This is a genomic window from Pseudomonas rubra (assembly GCF_028656935.1).
Classification (GTDB): domain Bacteria; phylum Pseudomonadota; class Gammaproteobacteria; order Pseudomonadales; family Pseudomonadaceae; genus Aquipseudomonas; species Aquipseudomonas rubra.
In genome coordinates, this window is record NZ_JAMDGZ010000029.1 from 64,841 (window position 1) to 82,015 (window position 17,175).

Sequence of the window (17,175 nt, forward strand, 5' to 3'; positions counted from 1 at the left end):
CCTTATTGTTCGGTCAACGCGGTACCTGCCCGGTCGAGCAGGGGTTTGAACAGGTAGTTGAGCATCGAGCGCTCGCCGGTACGCACGAACAATTCCGCCGGCATGCCCGGCTTGATCACCAGACCGTCAAGGCGCGCCAACGCCTGTTCGCTGACGCTGCTGCGCAGTACGTAGTACGGCTGGCCGGTCTTGTCGTCGAGCAACTGGTCGGCGGAAATCAACGCCACCTCGCCGGAGACCCGCGGCGTGCTGCTCTGGTTGAAGGCGGTGAAAAGGATATCCACAGGCAACTGCATTGCGACTTTATCCACAAGGTTGACCGGCAGCCGCCCTTCGACCTCCAGGGCAGTCCCCTGGGGCACCACCTCGAGCAGGGTTTCACCGGCACGTATCACCGCGCCCTCGGTATGCACAGCGAGGTTGACCGCAATACCGTCGGCCGGTGCGAGAATCTCGCTGTGTTGCAGATCGAAGCCCGCCGAGGTCAGCTGTTGTTCGAGGGTCACGCTTTTGAGCTGTGCCTCGGCCAATTGGCTGCGCACTTCCTTCTGATACTCCTCGCGGCGCTGTTGCAGGTTCAGCCGCGACTCGACAATGCCCTGCTCCAACCGCGCGCTGTCGCCGCTGTTCTGCGCCAGGTCGCGCTGGACCTGGGACAGCTGACGCTGGTACTCCAGCAAGCGGTTGCGCGGAATGTAACCCTGGCTGGCCAGCGGCTTGAGGTTCTCCAGTTGCTCGCGCAACGAGTCGGCCTGGGCCTGCAGGTCACCGTGCGCACGGCGCATGCCGGCCAGTTGCGCCACCGCGCCATCGATACTGGCCTTCAGAGCAGCCTGCTCGCGGGCCTGGGCGTCACGGCGGCTGCTGAACAACTGGCGCTGGCTCTCCAGCACCAGGCTCAACTGCGGGTCGGGGTTACTGCTCAGTTGCTCGGGAAAGATGATTTCGCCGAGGTTATCGCGCTCGCTCTGCCAACGGGCCAGGCTGGCCCAGGCCAAGCGGTACTGGGCTTGCAGCGCCTGAACATCGGCCTGAACCTGGGTCTGGTCGAGGCGAAACAGCGGCTGGCCCTGGGTTACCCGCTGGCCTTCGCGGACCAGGATGCGGCTGACCACTCCGCCGGCCGCCGACTGCACGGCCTTGCGCTTGCCCGAGACCACCACCGTGCCCTGCACGGCAATGCCCTGATCGAGCGGTGCCAGGGTCGCCCAGGCGATGAAACCACCAAAGCCGACCAGGGTCAGCAACCAACCCAGGCGCACATAAAAACGGGCACCGCGACTCTTGTCCACGCGACTCATGCGCCACCTCCGGTCGCCAGCGCGGCATTGGCGGGCTGGCGCTGCACCTGTTCCTGAGCCCGGCTCAGGGCCTGCAAGACTTCATTGGCCGGGCCGAAGGCCTGCATACGGCCTTCGCTGAGCACCAGCAACTTGTCTGCCTGGGCCAGGGCGGCCGAGCGATGGGTCACCAGCACCACGGTGCGGCCCTGGGCTTTCATCTGCGCAATGGCAGTGGCCAGTGCCGCTTCGCCGCTGGTGTCGAGGTTGGAGTTGGGTTCATCCAGCACAATCAGGCTCGGCCCGCCGTAGAGCGCGCGGGCCAGGGCGATGCGCTGCTTCTGCCCGCCGGAGAGGTCGCCGCCGTCTTCACCCAGGCGCGTGTCATAGCCTTGCGGCAGGCGCAGAATCAGCTCATGCACGCCGGCCTGACGCGCAGCCTCGACCACCTTGAGGCCGTCCAGCTCGGCAAAGCGGGCGATGTTTTCAGCAATGCTGCCGCGCAGCAATTCGATATTCTGCGGCAGGTAGCCAATGTACGGGCCCAGGTCCTCGCGGTCCCAACGGTGCAGGTCGGCGCCGTCCAGACGTACGGTGCCGGCCAGGGTCGGCCAGACGCCTACCAGCACCTTGGCCAGGGTCGACTTGCCGGATCCGGAAGTACCCAGTACGCCGAGCACTTCCCCGGCCCCCAGGTTGAAGCTGATCTGTTGCAAGGTGGCCACGCGCTTGCCTGGCGGGCCGGCACTGACCTGCTCGAAACTCAGACGCCCGCTTGGCGCCGGCAAGGCCATCGGTGCTGGCGGCTCGGGAAACGCGCGCAGCAGGCCGTCCAGGTGTTTGTAGGCCATATGCGCCCCACTCCACTGCTTCCACACGGCAATCAACTGATCGATGGGACTCAGTACCCGGCCCATGAGGATCGAGCCGGCGATCATCATCCCCGGCGTCATCTGCCCTTCGATCACCAGCAAGGCGCCCAGGCCCAGTACCAGTGACTGCAGGCACAAGCGCAACGACTTGCTGATCGCGGTGATGACAGCCGAGGTGTCGCTGGCCTGGTTCTGCAAGGTCAGAAAGCGCGAATGCAAGGCAAACCAGCGCTGGCGCAAGGCGCCAAGCATGCCCATGGCCTGGATGCTCTCGGCGTTATGCAACTGACTGCTTGCCAGGTGCGTGGACTGCTGCTGGAAACCGCTGGCTTCAATCAGCGGCTTGTGGGTCAGGCGCTCGTTAAGCACCGCCAAAACAATCAGCAGCAACGCCCCGGCGCAGGCCATGACGCCCAACCAGACGTTGAACAGGAACATCACCGCCAGATAGATCGGAAACCACGGCGCATCAAAGAAGGCAAAGAGTGCTGGACCGGTGACAAATTGCCTCACCTGGGTCAGGTCATTGAGCGCTTGCCCGGCCTGACCATCGCCCTGACGCAAGTTGCGCTCAAAGGCCGCCCTATACACGCTCAGGTTAAAGCGCTGTTCCAACTGGTTGCCCACTCGAATAACAATGAAACTGCGGATCGCCTCCAGCGCACCCATAAATATAAAGAAGCCGACCACCATCAAGGTCAACATCCACAGGGTGGTCTCATTTTGTGAAGACAGTACTCGATCATAGACTTGCAGCATATAAATCGAGGGCACCAGCATGAGCAGGTTAATCAATGCGGTAAAACAACCCACACTGATGAGCGTGGACTTGTGATCTGCCAGCGCCGCCCACAAGAGCGCCCCGGCTTTATTATTCGGCCTGTTCATCGTCCGCCTTTCTATCCCTGAAAAATCGGCAATCACCTACAAGGTTTTAATCTTTATTCTTACGTTCCAACCACAGTATCTTTTGCGATGGCGAAGTCCAGGTGAAAAGACCTGGCGCGTCACGATTGAAGTGCACCAGTGCGCTGCCACTGCCATCGAGCAATGCCACCGTGTCGGGGGTCGGCAGCCAGCCACCGGGACGCGCGCCAATCAGCTTTTCCACGCAGTCCAGGTCGCCGCGCAAGCTTTGCGAGGCGTCCAGTTGCAGCTCACAACCGGCAGCCCGGTCACCTTCAGGGTACAACGTCCAGTCACCGGCCAATTGCGCGGGAGTGGGAAGTAACAGACTGCTTGCCATACCAACCTCGGTCATCAACATCAGGGGAATCGCGGCGAGCGCGAACATTCGCTTGAGAACCATTATCTGCCTGCCTCAGAAAAGGCGGCGCAGCAGCGCCGCCCTTTCAGTTTGCTATCAGACCACGATATCCGTGGCGACCGCCTGACCTACGGTGGTCACCAGGAAATCAGACAGGCTGTTGCCGGTGAAGTCGATCGACAGGCTACCCAGGTTGCTTGCCTGATCGAAGCTCAGCACTGCCTCGCCGGCATGCCCGGTGAAGGCATCAACGAACTGCAGCGGCAGCTTGTTGACAGCAAAGGCCGAGATTGCCGACAGGTCGATCTTGTCCTGGCCGCTGACAAAATCCATGATCCGGTCGGGATTGCTCGGGGTCGAATCGCTGCTGGCAGCGAAGACGAAGGTGTCGGAACCGGCACCACCCCAGAGTTTGTCACCGCCACCGGCGCCGTAGATGATGTCGTTGCCGGCACCGCCCTTGAGCTCGTTGGCCACGGCGTTGCCGATCAGCAGGTCATTGCCCGAGCCACCGATGGCGTTCTCGACGATGACACCCTTGGCAATGGAAATGTTGCCGATCATGCCGCCGACATCGGAGAACGACGCGTCATTGAGGTTGATCTTCTGGTTCTGGGTAAAACCGGAGAAGTCCAGGGTGTCGTTGCCGCCACCGTCCCACACCGAGAAAACGATTTTCGACGAAGCCGAAGTGGCCGAGTAGAAATCGCGCTCAGCGGTGGAGTTGAAGCCGTACACGGTGTCGCCGGAGCGCGTCGCGTAGTTGGCACCATAGAGCTTCTGGATGGCCGCGATGTCATCCATCAGTGGCGCCGAGGAGTACACCTGAACACCACCCTTGGTGAAGTTCTGGTTGGTATTGCCCTCACCCCAGTAGCTCATCACGCTGTAGCCGCGGGTGTCCTGAGCGTAGACCGCATCTTTGTAAGTCGGGACGCCCTGCCCGGCGTTGTAGTCACCGGGATGAAGCAGACCCAGCGAGTGGCCGATCTCATGGGTCAGGGTCTGACGACCATAGTTGCCGTCCTGCGGGTTGACGTTGGCCTGGTAATCCTTGTTGATCAGGTACCAGGACTCGCCCTTGCGCGCGCTGTTAGGCAGATAGGCAAACGCGGCGCCGCCGTTGCTGGCGCTGAAGTTGGCAAAGGTCATGTGACCGTCGCCGCCTGAACGCGCTTCTTCAAACGTCACCTTGGCAACATCCGCCCACGATTCCATGGACAGCTTGGCCTGGGCCTTCTGCTGCGCCGAGAAGGCGCTGAAGGAACCCAGCCCACGGCTGCCGAACCCGGCGGGTGCCGAGGTCAGAAAGGTGTAGGTCAGGTTGATGCTACCGTTGTCGTTCAGGTCATCCCAGGCGGCGTTGGCACGCAGCAGGTTGTCTGCCGCTTGATCCACCGTGAACGACTTTTTGCCATTGACCAGGGCACTGCCGCCACGATCATACTGATGGCTGAAGCTATTGATCAGGCCGTAAGCAGAACTCGCACCGTGCGGCTGCAAAACAGAACCGGCAAAACCAATAGCGCTCTCTTTGACTTTAGACATACAGACACTTCCTTGTTTACACAAAAAGCAGTTGTTGTCCGATAGGACGCTCCCGCGGCGAGATCGTCCTATCACTCGCCTTACTTGAGGCCGAAGAAAACTGACACACTACGAAATGAGCTGTCCAGCTTTTTTTGACGCCAAATATTCATGTAGGCAGATTGCAAAAACACCAACTTAGGCAGGTCAATTTGCGCAAACGAAATACACTCAAAAGAGTGTACCAAGACGAGTTGTGACCACCGGGTTTTATAGTAAAAGTCGAAGTTTTTTTACAGAAAAGCGACCTATATATACTTCTGTTCTATGCACTGCGATTGTGCGTATAACTTTTTGACTACAACTGCCCCCTTGACCCTCCGTCGCCTGAGCATTGACTTGTGTCGGCCGCTGGCGCTGAGTAGGGATTGGTCAATAGCCCTTTGAACCTGGATGCCCCTATGACAAGACTCACGGTCCAATCCGGCGATTTCTTGCAAGGTGAAGGCGAGTACCGCAATGGATCGCTCACACTCAAGACCGCCCGCAGCCCCTCACCGGGCGAGAAAATCGCCCTTACGCGCATTACCGATCTGGTCCTGGCCAATCTGGAGTCCAGCCGCAGCCTGGGCGGAGCCTTGGGCTGGGGCATGGCGGGCGCACTGGTAGCAGGCCCGGTCGGGCTGATCGCCGGCCTGTGGCTAGGCGGCAAGGAAGAGGAGGTAACCTTCCTGGCAACCTTCAAGGATGGCCGCAAGCTGATGGCCATAACCGACAAGAAGACCTGGTCGAAAATCGATGGCAACTGGCGGCGTCATGCCCAGACGGCAGCCATCGGCTGAATCCAAGTGGCGCTGGTTCGTTCATGACAATGGCAATCGATTGAAAACAGGGGCGCCGCCAGCCAGTAGCCCCTGCTAAGATTGCGCCCCTGCCTGCCCGGCGCAATGCTGGCAGGTTTACCCTGCCCGCCATTCCCCTCTGCGTATCGGGCACCCAGCCCGTGGACAGCAGCCGAACGATAACGGCGCGTCTGTGTTCGTCTTCAAGGAGCTTCTGCATGACCCTGCCCCGCCCTCGCCTGCCCGTGCGCCTGCTTAGCCTGAGCCTGGCCTTGCCGGCCTCGCACAGCCTGGCCCAGGACCGCATCACCCTGGCGCCGGTGCAGGTGTCTGAAACCTACAGCGAGGGCTATCAGGCCCGCGAGGCTGCGGTCGGCGGCTGGCAGCCGGCCCCGCTGCTGGATACCCCGGCATCGATTGCAGTGTTCAATGAGCAACTGCTCACCGATCGCCAGGTACGCAAGCTCAGCGAAGTGCTGCAAAGCGACGCCTCGGTCGGCGAAAGCTATGCACCCATCGGCTACTACGAAAACTTCAACGTACGCGGCTTCGAGCTCAACGCCGCCAGCAGCTACAAGATCAACGGCCAGACCATCGCCGGCGAGCAGAACGTGGCCCTGGAAAACAAACAACAAGTGGAACTGCTCAAGGGCCTGTCGGGCTTGCAAAGCGGCGTAGCGGAACCAGGCGGGCTGATCAACTACGTCACCAAGCGTCCGGAGGAGGTGCACTCGGTAACCGTATCGAGCAACGAGCAGGGTGAGCGTTACATCGCCACCGACCTGGGCGGCTGGTTCGGCAGCCAGCGCCAGTTTGGCCTGCGCGCTAACCTGGCGCACGAGGACATCCGCTCCTATGTCGATCACGCCGACGGCAAGCGTGATTTCGCCGCCCTGGCGTTCGACTGGCAGATCAACCCCGACGCGGTGCTGCAACTGGACGCCGAGTACCAGCAGCGTGAGCAGCGTTCAGTGCCCGGCTATCAGTTGCTCGGTGGCAACAGCCTGCCCCACGGCATCGACCCGCACGATCGCCTGGCTTACCAGCACTGGGCCAACCCGGTGAGCATCGATTCGCTCAACCTTGGCGGACGCTTCGAATATCGCTTGAGTGACAACTGGACAGGCATCGTCAGCGCCTCGCGCAGCAAGGTGGTGATCGATGACTACAGCTCGTTTGCCTGGGGTTCGAGCGAGGGCGCCCACTTCAGTGAATCAGGCGACTATGACATCTATGACTACCGCAGCCCCGACGATACCCGGCGCACCGACGAAGCCCAGGTGGCGCTCAATGGCCGCTTCGATACCCAGGGTATTGGCCATGAACTGACTGTTGGCAGCAGCGCCCAGCGCCGAACCCTCGACCAGCGCCCCTATTTCAATGAGTGGATCGGCAGCGGCAACATCTACCAACAAACACCGATACTGGACCCGTCCGAAAAGTCGCCTGGCCAAAGCACGCGCAGGCTCGATAGCCGGCAGTACGGGATATTCGTCAGCGATCGGCTCAGCTTCAACGAACACTGGCAAACCGTGCTGGGCGCGCGCCTGGTACGCCTGGATGAAAAGACCTTTGCTGAAGACGGGAGCCCCAGCCGCCACACCCGTGACTATCAACTGCTACCCAACGCTGCTCTGATCTACAAACCACGCGCCGATATCTCGCTGTACACCAGCTACAGCAAAGGGTTGTCTTCCGGCGGTACCGCCCCCTGGTTTACCAGCAACAGCGCGCAGATCCTCGCCCCGACCCTGTCCCATCAACTGGAAGTCGGCATAAAGCGCGACTGGCAGCGCCTGAGCCTGAGCGCATCCCTGTTTCAGTTGCGCCAGGCTTATCAGTATTCACAACCTGACGGTGCGGGTCATTTCACGTATGTGCAGCAGGGCCAGCAAAAGAACATCGGCCTGGAGCTGGGCGCCAGTGGCTGGCTAACCTCGAACCTGCAGATCAATGCCAGCGCCGCAGCGATTCGGGCGCGGGTCAAGAACAGCGGCACGGCGGATTACGAAGATCATCAAGCGCTGAACGTACCGAACTTCCGTGCTGCCGTGCAGGCCGACTATAGCCTGCCGGTTGCGGGCCTGGCCCTGCTCGGTGGGGCGCGCTACAGCGCCAGCAAGTACGCCAACCAGGCGGGCACGGTGGCAGTGGGCAGCTACGCGGTGGTTGACCTGGGCAGTCGCTACAGCACCCGGATTGGCGGCTACGACACCGTGTTGCGGCTGATGGTGGATAACGTCTTCGATAAACGCTACTGGCGCGACGCTGGAGAGTACCTGGGGGATGGATATCTGTTTCAGGGGGCGCCACGGACAGCACGGGTTGCGGCTACTGTCAGTTTTTGAGGGCCCTATCGCGGGGCAAGCCCGCTCCTACCTGGATAATCACTATCCTCTGTGGGAGCGGGCCTGACCCGCGATGAAAGCAGCACTTTTTCAGAACGGCTCACTGCCCTCACGAATCTCCACTTCCAGCACCTCGCCCAGCTCGACCAGGCGCGCCGCCACATCCGCAGGGGTGATGAAGCCGCTGTAGCAGTCGCCGTCGGTGGACCAGTTCCACAACACCAGGCCCTGCTTGTGCAGTTCGTCGTGAGCAATGACCATCAGCTCCGGTACGGTGGTGCCTTCGAGGAAGTCTTCATCCTCCGCGTCCTCGACACCGAACGTGACTTCGGCATCGCGCGCCTGTGCCAGTTCCTGCACGCTCTGCACGAACGACTCGGTGTCCTTCCAGTCGACAAAGAACACCGACTCCCAGTCAGCCACATCCTTGACGATCCACATCAGTTGCTGCGGATCGTCCTCGAACTCTTCGGCGTCATCTTCATCCAGCTCGACCTCGCGCAGGGCCTGCACATGCTGGCTGGCCATTTCGGCCGTCGGGCTGATCAAGGTCAGCAGTTGTTCTGCAGCCAGGATCTGCGCTTTGGTGAAACATTCTTTGAGCATCTGAAACATCTTTTTTCATGGGCAAAACAAAAAGCCCCCGGCCTTGTTCAGGTCGGTGGCTTTTCTAGATATGGCGGTGAAGAAGGGATTCGAACCCTTGATACAGTTTCCTGTATACACACTTTCCAGGCGTGCTCCTTCAGCCACTCGGACACTTCACCGTTTCTCTTCAAGCTATTCAGCCTGTCGAGGCGCGCTAATGTAGTCGAAAGAGGTTCTGATGGCAAAGGTTTTTTTCAGAATTTTCATGCGCTTAAGCCAATCAGGCAAAAAAACCGAGCACACAGGGCAAAGCCGCCATTCTCTGGCGTGCTTTGGCAGCCCGGTTCTGCCCGGGCCCGCCAGACAAGGCAAGCGCCTTGCAGGCTGACCGGCCAGTCAGTCACAGCGCTTTACCTGGGCCACTTGCCTGAGTAACGTCTGCCCCACTCTCCCTAAAGGAACCCTGTCATGAGTGAGCTGATTACCTACCACCTCGAAGACGGCATTGCGACCCTGACCCTGAACAACGGCAAGGTCAACGCCATCTCGCCTGACGTCATCCAGGCCTTCAATGCCGCCCTCGACCAAGCCGTGCAAGACCGCGCGGTGGTAATCATCACCGGCCAACCGGGCATTCTCTCCGGTGGCTATGATCTGAAAGTCATGACTGCCGGCCCTAAGCAAGCCGTCAGCCTGGTCACCGCAGGTTCGACCCTGGCCCGGCGCATGCTCTCGCACCCCTTCCCGATCATCGTCGCCTGCCCGGGCCACGCCGTGGCCAAAGGCGCGTTCCTGTTGCTCTCGGCCGACTACCGCATCGGCGTCGAAGGCCCGTTCAGCATCGGCCTGAACGAAGTGCAGATCGGCATGACCATGCACCACGCCGGCATAGAACTGGCCCGTGATCGCCTGCGTCGCTCGGCGTTCCACCGTTCGGTGATCAACGCCGAGATGTTCGACCCGCTCAGCGCGGTGGACGCAGGCTTCCTCGACAAGGTAGTGCCCATTGAACAGCTGCAGGAAACTGCGCTGGCGGCGGCACGCCAGTTGAAGAAGATCAACATGAACGCCCACAAGCACACCAAGCTCAAGGTGCGCAAAGCACTGCTGGATATCCTCGACGACGCGATCATCCGCGACCAGGAACACCTGGGCTGACCCCTACCAAGGCCTGATTGCAACTAATTGTGTAATCAGGCCTACCGACCCCAATGAGCGTTTGCCGATAGAAGTGCACATCCGTACACTGCGCCGCGTTTGCCAGCTATGAGTCGTACGAATGCTCTTTCTTATCCGCATGTTCCTGTTGGGGCTGCATTTTCTCCTGGCCGGTGTTCTCGGTGTGCTGGTTGGCCTGTGCCGACCGTTCAACCCGGACAACAGCCGAATCTGTGCGCGCCTCTATGGCCTGCCTGCCACCTGGTTGATGCGCATCGAGATCAAGGCCGAAGTCGGCCCGCTGTTTGACCAGCCGCCCGGTTGCGTGATCATTGCCAACCACCAGTCCAACCACGATCTGTTCGTGCTCGGCCACGTGGTACCGCGGCGCACCGTGTGCATCGGCAAAAAAAGCCTGAAATGGGTCCCGCTGTTCGGCCAGTTGTTCTGGCTGGGCGGCAATGTCCTGGTCGATCGCGGCAACGCCTATCAGGCGCGCCGGGCGATGCAGACCACCACCCGCACCCTGAGCGAAGACAACACCTCGATCTGGGTCTTCCCGGAAGGCACGCGCAACCCGGGCGAACAGTTGATTCCCTTCAAGAAAGGCGCCTTCCATATGGCCGTCGAGGCCGGCGTGCCGATCGTGCCGGTGTGCGTCAGCCGCTACGCCAGCCGCCTGAGCCTCAATGGCTGGCGCCGCAGCAAGGTGATCATCCGTTCACTGGCGCCGATTGCCACCAGCGGCCTCACCCAGCAGGACGTGCCGGCCCTGGCCGAACAGTGCCGCCTGCAGATGCAGCAGTGCATCGATCGCATGGAAGGTGAATTGACCCAGGCGTGAGTGGTTGCCGAATCGTGCTGGTCAGCCCAAGCTACTGGCACGGTTTATTGAAGAAGCGGACAACCATGGGTCGAGTCGTTGCGGCGGCGGTGTACAGCGCCGGCAGAAAGGTCACCAACATCAGCCTCGACGAAGGCAGCCAGTGGGCAAGCAAACCCGGGCATTTTGTCTGGATCGGCCTGGAAGAGCCCAACGCCCAGGAGCTGGCCAACCTGCAACGCCAGTTCAACCTGCATGAACTGGCCATCGAAGACGCGCTGGAAAAGCACAGCCGGCCCAAGCTCGAGACCTTCGGCGATGCCCTGTTCATCGTCACCTATTCGCCGGTACGCCATGAAGGCAAGCTGGAGTTCATCGAAACCCATATCTTCGCCGGTAACGGCTACATCATCACCGCGCGCAACGGTCACTCGAAATCCTACGCCCTGGTACGCCAGCGCTGCGAAGCACGGCCTCTGCTGCTTGAGCACGGCGAAGACTTCGTGCTTTACGCCCTGCTCGACTTTGTCACCGAGAACTACCAGCCGGTCAGCGAAGCGATTCATGGCGAGATCGAGGAGCTGGAGCAAAGCGTGCTCAGCGGCTCGCTCAAGGAAGAGGACATCCAGCGCATCCACAGCTTGCGCCGCGACATCCTGCGTCTGCGCCGCTATGTGGCGCCGATGGTCGAGGTCAGCGAAGAACTGCAGCGCCTGACCTTCCCGTTTATCGACAAGAACATGCGCCCGTACTTTCGCGATGTGCAGATCCACGTCACCCGGCAGATGGAAGACCTGGCCGGGATTCGCGATATCGCCAGCCAGACCATCGAGATCGGCATGCTGCTGGAGTCGTCACGCCAGAGCATCGTGCAGCGCAAGTTTGCCGCCTGGGCGGCAATCCTGGCGTTCCCCACGGCGGTGGCGGGGATCTACGGGATGAACTTCCAGAACATGCCGGAACTGGGCTGGCACTACGGCTACTTTGCCGTGCTGGGCGGGATAGCCGTGGGGTGCACGGCGCTGTATGCCAGCTTCAAGCGCTCCGGCTGGCTATAACGGCATGCCTCAGGCCGAACGGCCCTGGGGTTTGTGCGCCACGAAACGCATCATCCATTCGGCCACGGTGCTGCCCTGGTGCTCGTGCGCCAGGCTGTCGAGGCCCTTGCGGTAGACCTCCTGGCCGAGGCTGTCCTGACGCAATTCCAGCAGCGCCCGTGAATAGTCGTGGATGAACTCCGGGTGGCCCTGGAAGCACAGCACCTGATCGCCAATATGATAGGCGGCGTTGGGGCAGAAATCGCTGGAGGCGATCACCGTGGCGTTGTCCGGCAGGCGGGTGACCTGGTCCTGATGGCTGATCAGCAAAGTCAGCTCTTCGACCTGCGGGCTCATCCACGGCGCCTTGGCGTTCATCAGGTAACGGTGGGTGCCCACACCCCAGCCCTGGTGCGCGCGTTCGCTCTTGCCGCCCAGCAGCAGCGCCAGCAACTGATGACCGAAACACACACCAAGCAATTTGTCGCCACGCTGATAACGCTCCAGCAGAAATGCCTTGAGCTTCTCGATCCACGGATCATTGGCGAACGAGTCGGCTTTGCTGCCGGTGACCAGGTAGGCATCGAACTTCTCGTCGTCCCCGGGATACTCGTCGTTCAACACGTTGTAGACGCGAAACTCGGCGGCGATTGGCTGGCGGGTAAACAGCTGCTCGAACATCCGTCCGTAGCCCTGATACTGCTCGACCAGCTCCGGTCGCAGGACGTCGGTTTCCAGGATGCAGATGCGTAGCGACATAGAGATAGTCCTGAACGACAAAGGCGGGATTGCCCCGTAAAGCCTGCCCCGAATCAGGCGCGCAGGCAAGTATGATACTCGGACGAACGGTCATCGACTGTGGATCCACTCGCTGGAGGCCCGCAGGCGTCTAGCAAGGGAATAACTACGAGATGGCATAAAGCCTCATAGCCAAAAAACATCGAAAAAAGTAAGTACAGACGAAAGCGTTCTAAAACACGGGTGACGTTGACCCTAAGGTTAGCTGTATACCCATTAGCAACGGTTCGCGTCTAAACGTTTCGGTGATGTACGCCAGATCGATGACAAGGAAGCCACTGGGCACGCAGGAATAACAACAAAAAGGCGGTCAGCCATGTTCAAACAACACAAAGTACGTCAAGCCGGGCTCATACTCTTTGCTACCACGCTGCTGTTGATCCTGCCGAACCTTTCGCGCCTGTTCGGCTGAGCAGCATGCCCTCCCTCCTTGGTCTGTACCTGGCCCAGGCCGGTTGTATGCAGGTAATCTGCCGACCTTGATGGTTGGAGACCGCCCATGCGCCAATATTTGAGCTTGTTGCTCGCCCTGCTTTGCCTGCCCGTAGAGGCGGCGCAATTGACCCTCGACCTGGGCGACGGCAGCCGTCACTGGCAGAGCGCCGAACTGCTCGCACACCCGCAGGCGCAGGATATCCAGATCGACAACGATGTATCCTACAAAAAAACCATGCACTACCGTGCGGTGCCACTGGCGGCGCTCCTGCCTGGGGTCAAGGCCGGTGATCACCTGCAAGCCATCGCCCTGGACGGCTTCGCCGCCGAGATGCCGGCCGCGCCCTTGCTCAAGGACGGCCCTGCCCGGGCCTGGCTAGCCATTGAAGACCCCGCACTTCCCTGGCCACCGCTGGCCAAAGGCAAACCCGGTGCCGGGCCGTTTTATCTGGTCTGGACCCACCCGCAAGCCGGGCGCATCAGCCCGGAACAATGGCCTTTCCAGGTCGCTAGCATTCGCCGCCTGGCGGCAGTGGCCGAGCGTTTCCCGGCCATGCGCCCGGCGCCAGGCCTGGCTGCCAGTGACCCGATCAACCAGGGCTTTGCCGTGTTCCAGAAGAACTGCCTGGCCTGCCATCGTCTCAACGGCGCCGGCGACGCCCAGTTCGGCCCGGACCTGAACCTGCCGCACAACCCGACCGAGTACTTTCAGGCCGACTTTTTGCGCCGCTATATCCGCGACCCACAAAGCCTGCGCCAGTGGCCGCAAGCGAAGATGCCCGGCTTTGCCGAGTCGGTGATCAGCGACAGCGAGCTGGACGCCCTTCTGGCCTACCTGCGCCACATGGCCACACGCAAGTCCTGATGTTTATTGCTGCTGGGCAGTGATCATCGGTGTCACCAGTACCTTGGCGTGCATCTGCTCGTAGCCACCACCACGGCGCATGCCGCGCACCGGGCAGGCATCCAGGTAGTCCAGGCCAACCGCCAGCTTCAAGTGCCGTTCGGGCCGGGCCAATTGATTGGTGACATCAAAGCTGTACCAGGCATCGTCCAGCCAGGCTTCGGCCCAGGCGTGGCTGGCCATCTGCTGGCTGTCGCTGTCGAACAGGTAGCCGGACACATAGCGCGCCGGCACCCCCAGGCTGCGCGCACAGGCGATAAACGCATGGGTATGGTCCTGGCAAACCCCTGCCCCGCCGGCAAATGCCTGGGCAGCGCTGGTGTCCACAGCGGTGCTGCCGGGCCGATAGACCATGCGCTGGTTCAGCGCGCTCATCAATTCGATCAGCGCCGAACGATCACGACGCTTGCGACATTGCTGGCTGGCGAAGGTACGCAGCGCCTCATCAGCCTCGGTCAGACGGGTAAAGCGCAGAAACGGCAGCGGTGATTGCAGCTCGTGCTCGGCTTCGCGGCTTTCATCAATGTCCACCAGGCCGCGGGCGCCAATGACCAGGTCGCTATGCGGCTCCTCCAGGCTCAGCACATGCAGAATATTGCCGAAGGGGTCGAGTTGCGCCCTCACAGGCCGCGGCAGTTCCAAGTGCCAGCTGAGAATCTGCTGGCGCTCGCTGTCGTGGGGCGTCAAGCGCAGGTACTGGATGCTGGCGCGCACCTGATCCTCGTAGTGGTAAGCGGTTTCGTGGCTAATGGTCAGTCTCATACAGCCTCCAGGTAGGCACTGTGAATGGCATTACCCAGTTCACGCACCAGCGGGATGTAATGGGTCAGCCAGGGGTGCAGGCCCTCGGCGAGGATTTCATCGATCGAGGTGTAACGCAGGCGGGCGTCCACCTCGGCGGCCAGTCGCTGCGCCGGGCGGCCATTGCCACCGGGCAGGCTGGCGAGGATCTGGTCGATTTCCTCGGTGCAGGCCCGCAGCGATCGCGGCACGTCGGCGCGCAACAGCAGCAATTCGGCGACATGGCGAGCGGCCGGTGCGTCACGGTAGATTTCGGTGTAAGCCTCGAATGACGACAGCGCACGCAGCAAGGCGCTCCATTGGTAATAACCGCGCGCCGAACTGTCGCTGACCGCCTCGGCCTCGTCGCCGAGCATCTCGTAGCGGGCATCGAGCAGGCGCAAGGTGTTGTCGGCGCGCTCGATGAAGGTGCCCAGGCGAATGAAGCGAAAGGCGTCATTGCGCATGATGGTGCCGTAGGTGGCGCCGCGGAACAGGTGCGAACGCTCCTTGATCCACTCACAGAAACGGCTCATGCCATAACGTCCCAGGCCCTGCTCGGCGATACCGCGAATCTCCAGCCAGGTAGCGTTGATGTTTTCCCACATGTCGGCGGTGATTCGCCCGCGTACCGCATGGGCACTGGCCCGTGCGGCGCCCAGGCAACTGTAGATGCTCGCCGGGTTTTCCGGGTCCAGGGCAAAGAAGTGCAGCAGGCGCTCGGCATGCAATTGGCCGTGGCGCTCCAGGTAATCATCGAGGGTGCCGGTGATCAGCAGCGGCATGGCCAGTTCATCCAGGCCGTCGCCGCGACCGTCCTGGGGCATCAGCGACAGCGAATAACTGACATCGAGCATCCGCGCGAGGTTTTCCGCCCGTTCCAGGTAACGCGACATCCAGTACAAATCGGAGGCAGTTCTACTCAGCATGGCTTAATCCTCGACCACCCAGGTGTCCTTGGTACCGCCGCCCTGGGACGAGTTGACCACTAGTGAGCCTTCACGCAGGGCAACCCGGGTCAGGCCGCCAGGCACTACCCGGGTCTCGCGCCCGGACAACACAAAGGGACGCAGATCGATATGCCGGGGGGCGATACCACTTTCGACAAAGGTCGGGCAGGTCGACAGCGACAGCGTCGGCTGGGCGATGTAGGCCGCCGGACGGGCTTTGATTCGCGCGGCGAATGCCTCGATCTCGGCACGGGTCGCGGCCGGGCCCACCAGCATGCCGTAGCCGCCGGAGCCCTGGGTTTCCTTGACCACCAGCTCCGGCAGGTGGGCCAGCACATGGGACAGCTCTTCTGGCTTGCGGCACTGCCAGGTCGGCACGTTCTTCAGGATCGGCTCCTCGTCGAGGTAGAAACGGATCATGTCGGTGACGTAGGGATAGATCGACTTGTCGTCGGCCACCCCGGTACCGATGGCATTGGCCAGTACCACGTTGCCGCAGCGATAGGCTGCCAGCAGCCCTGGCACGCCGAGCATCGAATCGGGGTTGAAGGCCAATGGGTCGAGGAAGGCATCGTCGAGGCGCCGGTAGATCACATCCACAGCCTTGGGACCGTCGGTGGTGCGCATGAACACCCGCTCATCACGCACGAACAGATCGGCGCCCTCGACCAGTTCGACGCCCATCTCGCGGGCGAGGAAGGCGTGCTCGAAGAACGCGCTGTTGAAACGCCCAGGCGTCAGCACCACCACGCTGGGGTTATCCAGCGGGCTGGAACTCTTGAGGGTATCGAGCAACAGGTTGGGATAATGATCGATGGGGGCGATGCGCTGGGCGGCGAACAGCTCGGGGAACAGGCGCATCATCATCTTGCGGTCTTCGAGCATGTAGCTGACGCCGCTGGGGGTGCGCAGGTTGTCCTCAAGCACGTAGTAACTGCCATCGCTGTCGCGCACCAGGTCGACCCCGGACACATGCGAGTAGATGTCGCGGTGCAAGTCCAGGCCCTGCATCGCCAGTTGGTACTGTTCGTTGGCCAGGACCTGCTCGGCCGGAATGATTCCGGCGCGGATAATGCGCTGGTCGTGGTACAGGTCGGCGAGAAACAGGTTCAACGCCTTGACCCGCTGAATGCAGCCGCGCTCCACCACCCGCCATTCACTGACTGGGATGCTACGTGGGATGGTGTCGAAAGGAATAAGGCGCTCGGTGCCCTGCTCATCACCATAGAGGGTGAAGGTAATGCCGGCGCGATGGAACAACAGGTCGGCTTCACGTCGACGCTGGGCCAGCAGCTCCGGCGGGGTTTGGGCCAGCCAGCGGGCAAATTCCCGGTAGTGCGGACGGACCTGGCCGTCAGCGGCGTACATTTCGTCGTAAAAAGTGCGGATCATGCCGAACTCCTTGTCACCCGTGCACCCGAGCCATCGCAAGCCCCGTGCCAGCGGCATAATTCCTTGTTATTCAATATGTTGCGTTTTAAACGAAGAACGGTTGCACCAGATCTGTGCAACCGTTCCGGTTGCTTTGACGTAAGCGCTTCATTGCGAAGCGCGCGACTGCAATCG

15 protein-coding genes and 1 tRNA gene are annotated in these 17,175 nt (G+C 61.2%); 6 read left to right on the top strand and 10 right to left on the bottom strand.

Annotated features, from left to right (window positions below):
• Positions 1-2 precede the first annotated feature (2 nt).
• From M5G17_RS14475 to M5G17_RS14490, 4 genes are all read right to left on the bottom strand, one after another.
• Positions 3-1,301 carry an HlyD family type I secretion periplasmic adaptor subunit gene (locus M5G17_RS14475; RefSeq protein ID WP_273893575.1) on the bottom strand — a complete coding sequence of 433 codons (1,299 nt, stop codon included), beginning with the start codon at positions 1,299-1,301 and terminating at the stop codon, positions 3-5.
• Entirely contained in the window at positions 1,298-3,040 is a 1,743-nt protein-coding gene (locus tag M5G17_RS14480) for a type I secretion system permease/ATPase (RefSeq protein WP_273893576.1), read from the bottom strand. Before M5G17_RS14480 ends, M5G17_RS14475 begins: the two co-directional genes overlap by 4 nt.
• 46 nt (positions 3,041-3,086) lie before the next feature.
• On the bottom strand, positions 3,087-3,398 hold the full coding sequence (locus M5G17_RS14485) for an AprI/Inh family metalloprotease inhibitor (protein ID WP_273893577.1): 312 nt from the start codon (positions 3,396-3,398) through the stop codon (positions 3,087-3,089).
• Positions 3,399-3,515: 117 nt separating this feature from the next.
• The gene (locus tag M5G17_RS14490) at positions 3,516-4,967 is read right to left on the bottom strand and encodes a serralysin family metalloprotease (protein ID WP_273893578.1); all 1,452 of its coding nucleotides are present in this window, start codon (positions 4,965-4,967) and stop codon (positions 3,516-3,518) included.
• A 440-nt stretch (positions 4,968-5,407) separates the two neighbouring features.
• Between M5G17_RS14490 and M5G17_RS14495 the strand changes: the two genes are divergently transcribed.
• Together M5G17_RS14495 and M5G17_RS14500 are read left to right on the top strand one after the other, a co-directional pair.
• Positions 5,408-5,788, top strand: coding sequence for a hypothetical protein (locus tag M5G17_RS14495; RefSeq protein WP_273893579.1), 381 nt, complete (start codon positions 5,408-5,410; stop codon positions 5,786-5,788).
• 218 nt (positions 5,789-6,006) lie between these two features.
• On the top strand, positions 6,007-8,136 hold the full coding sequence (locus M5G17_RS14500; RefSeq protein WP_273893580.1) for a TonB-dependent siderophore receptor: 2,130 nt from the start codon (positions 6,007-6,009) through the stop codon (positions 8,134-8,136).
• A 90-nt stretch (positions 8,137-8,226) separates the two neighbouring features.
• Here the strand turns inward: M5G17_RS14500 and M5G17_RS14505 are convergent, their stop codons facing one another.
• Together M5G17_RS14505 and M5G17_RS14510 are read right to left on the bottom strand one after the other, a co-directional pair.
• Positions 8,227-8,742 (bottom strand): DUF6630 family protein, encoded by a 516-nt coding sequence (locus M5G17_RS14505; RefSeq protein ID WP_130265711.1) that lies wholly within the window; start codon positions 8,740-8,742, stop codon positions 8,227-8,229.
• Positions 8,743-8,813: 71 nt separating this feature from the next.
• Positions 8,814-8,903, bottom strand: a tRNA-Ser gene (locus tag M5G17_RS14510).
• Between the two features lie 289 nt (positions 8,904-9,192).
• Here M5G17_RS14510 and M5G17_RS14515 point away from each other — a divergent pair.
• The 3 genes from M5G17_RS14515 (at position 9,193) to M5G17_RS14525 (ending at position 11,763) form a co-directional block, all read left to right on the top strand.
• Positions 9,193-9,882: a crotonase/enoyl-CoA hydratase family protein gene (locus M5G17_RS14515; protein ID WP_273893581.1), complete on the top strand. Its 690-nt coding sequence runs from the start codon at positions 9,193-9,195 to the stop codon at positions 9,880-9,882.
• 121 nt (positions 9,883-10,003) lie between these two features.
• Positions 10,004-10,726, top strand: coding sequence for a lysophospholipid acyltransferase family protein (locus M5G17_RS14520; protein ID WP_273893582.1), 723 nt, complete (start codon positions 10,004-10,006; stop codon positions 10,724-10,726).
• A gap of 65 nt (positions 10,727-10,791) precedes the next feature.
• Positions 10,792-11,763 carry a magnesium and cobalt transport protein CorA gene (locus M5G17_RS14525; RefSeq protein WP_130265714.1) on the top strand — a complete coding sequence of 324 codons (972 nt, stop codon included), beginning with the start codon at positions 10,792-10,794 and terminating at the stop codon, positions 11,761-11,763.
• Positions 11,764-11,772: 9 nt separating this feature from the next.
• Here M5G17_RS14525 and M5G17_RS14530 read toward each other — a convergent pair whose 3' ends face one another.
• On the bottom strand, positions 11,773-12,501 hold the full coding sequence (locus tag M5G17_RS14530; protein ID WP_273893583.1) for an amidotransferase: 729 nt from the start codon (positions 12,499-12,501) through the stop codon (positions 11,773-11,775).
• Between the two features lie 538 nt (positions 12,502-13,039).
• Here M5G17_RS14530 and M5G17_RS14535 point away from each other — a divergent pair.
• Positions 13,040-13,840 (top strand): cytochrome c, encoded by an 801-nt coding sequence (locus tag M5G17_RS14535; protein WP_273893584.1) that lies wholly within the window; start codon positions 13,040-13,042, stop codon positions 13,838-13,840.
• A gap of 3 nt (positions 13,841-13,843) precedes the next feature.
• Here M5G17_RS14535 and M5G17_RS14540 read toward each other — a convergent pair whose 3' ends face one another.
• From M5G17_RS14540 to M5G17_RS14550, 3 genes are read right to left on the bottom strand one after another with little or no spacing between them, the layout of a single operon-like run.
• Entirely contained in the window at positions 13,844-14,641 is a 798-nt protein-coding gene (locus tag M5G17_RS14540; RefSeq protein WP_273893585.1) for a transglutaminase family protein, read from the bottom strand.
• On the bottom strand, positions 14,638-15,588 hold the full coding sequence (locus tag M5G17_RS14545) for an alpha-E domain-containing protein (protein WP_273893586.1): 951 nt from the start codon (positions 15,586-15,588) through the stop codon (positions 14,638-14,640). The genes M5G17_RS14540 and M5G17_RS14545 overlap by 4 nt, the downstream gene beginning before the upstream one ends.
• Positions 15,589-15,591: 3 nt before the next feature.
• Entirely contained in the window at positions 15,592-17,001 is a 1,410-nt protein-coding gene (locus M5G17_RS14550) for a circularly permuted type 2 ATP-grasp protein (protein ID WP_273893588.1), read from the bottom strand.
• Positions 17,002-17,175 lie beyond the last annotated feature (174 nt).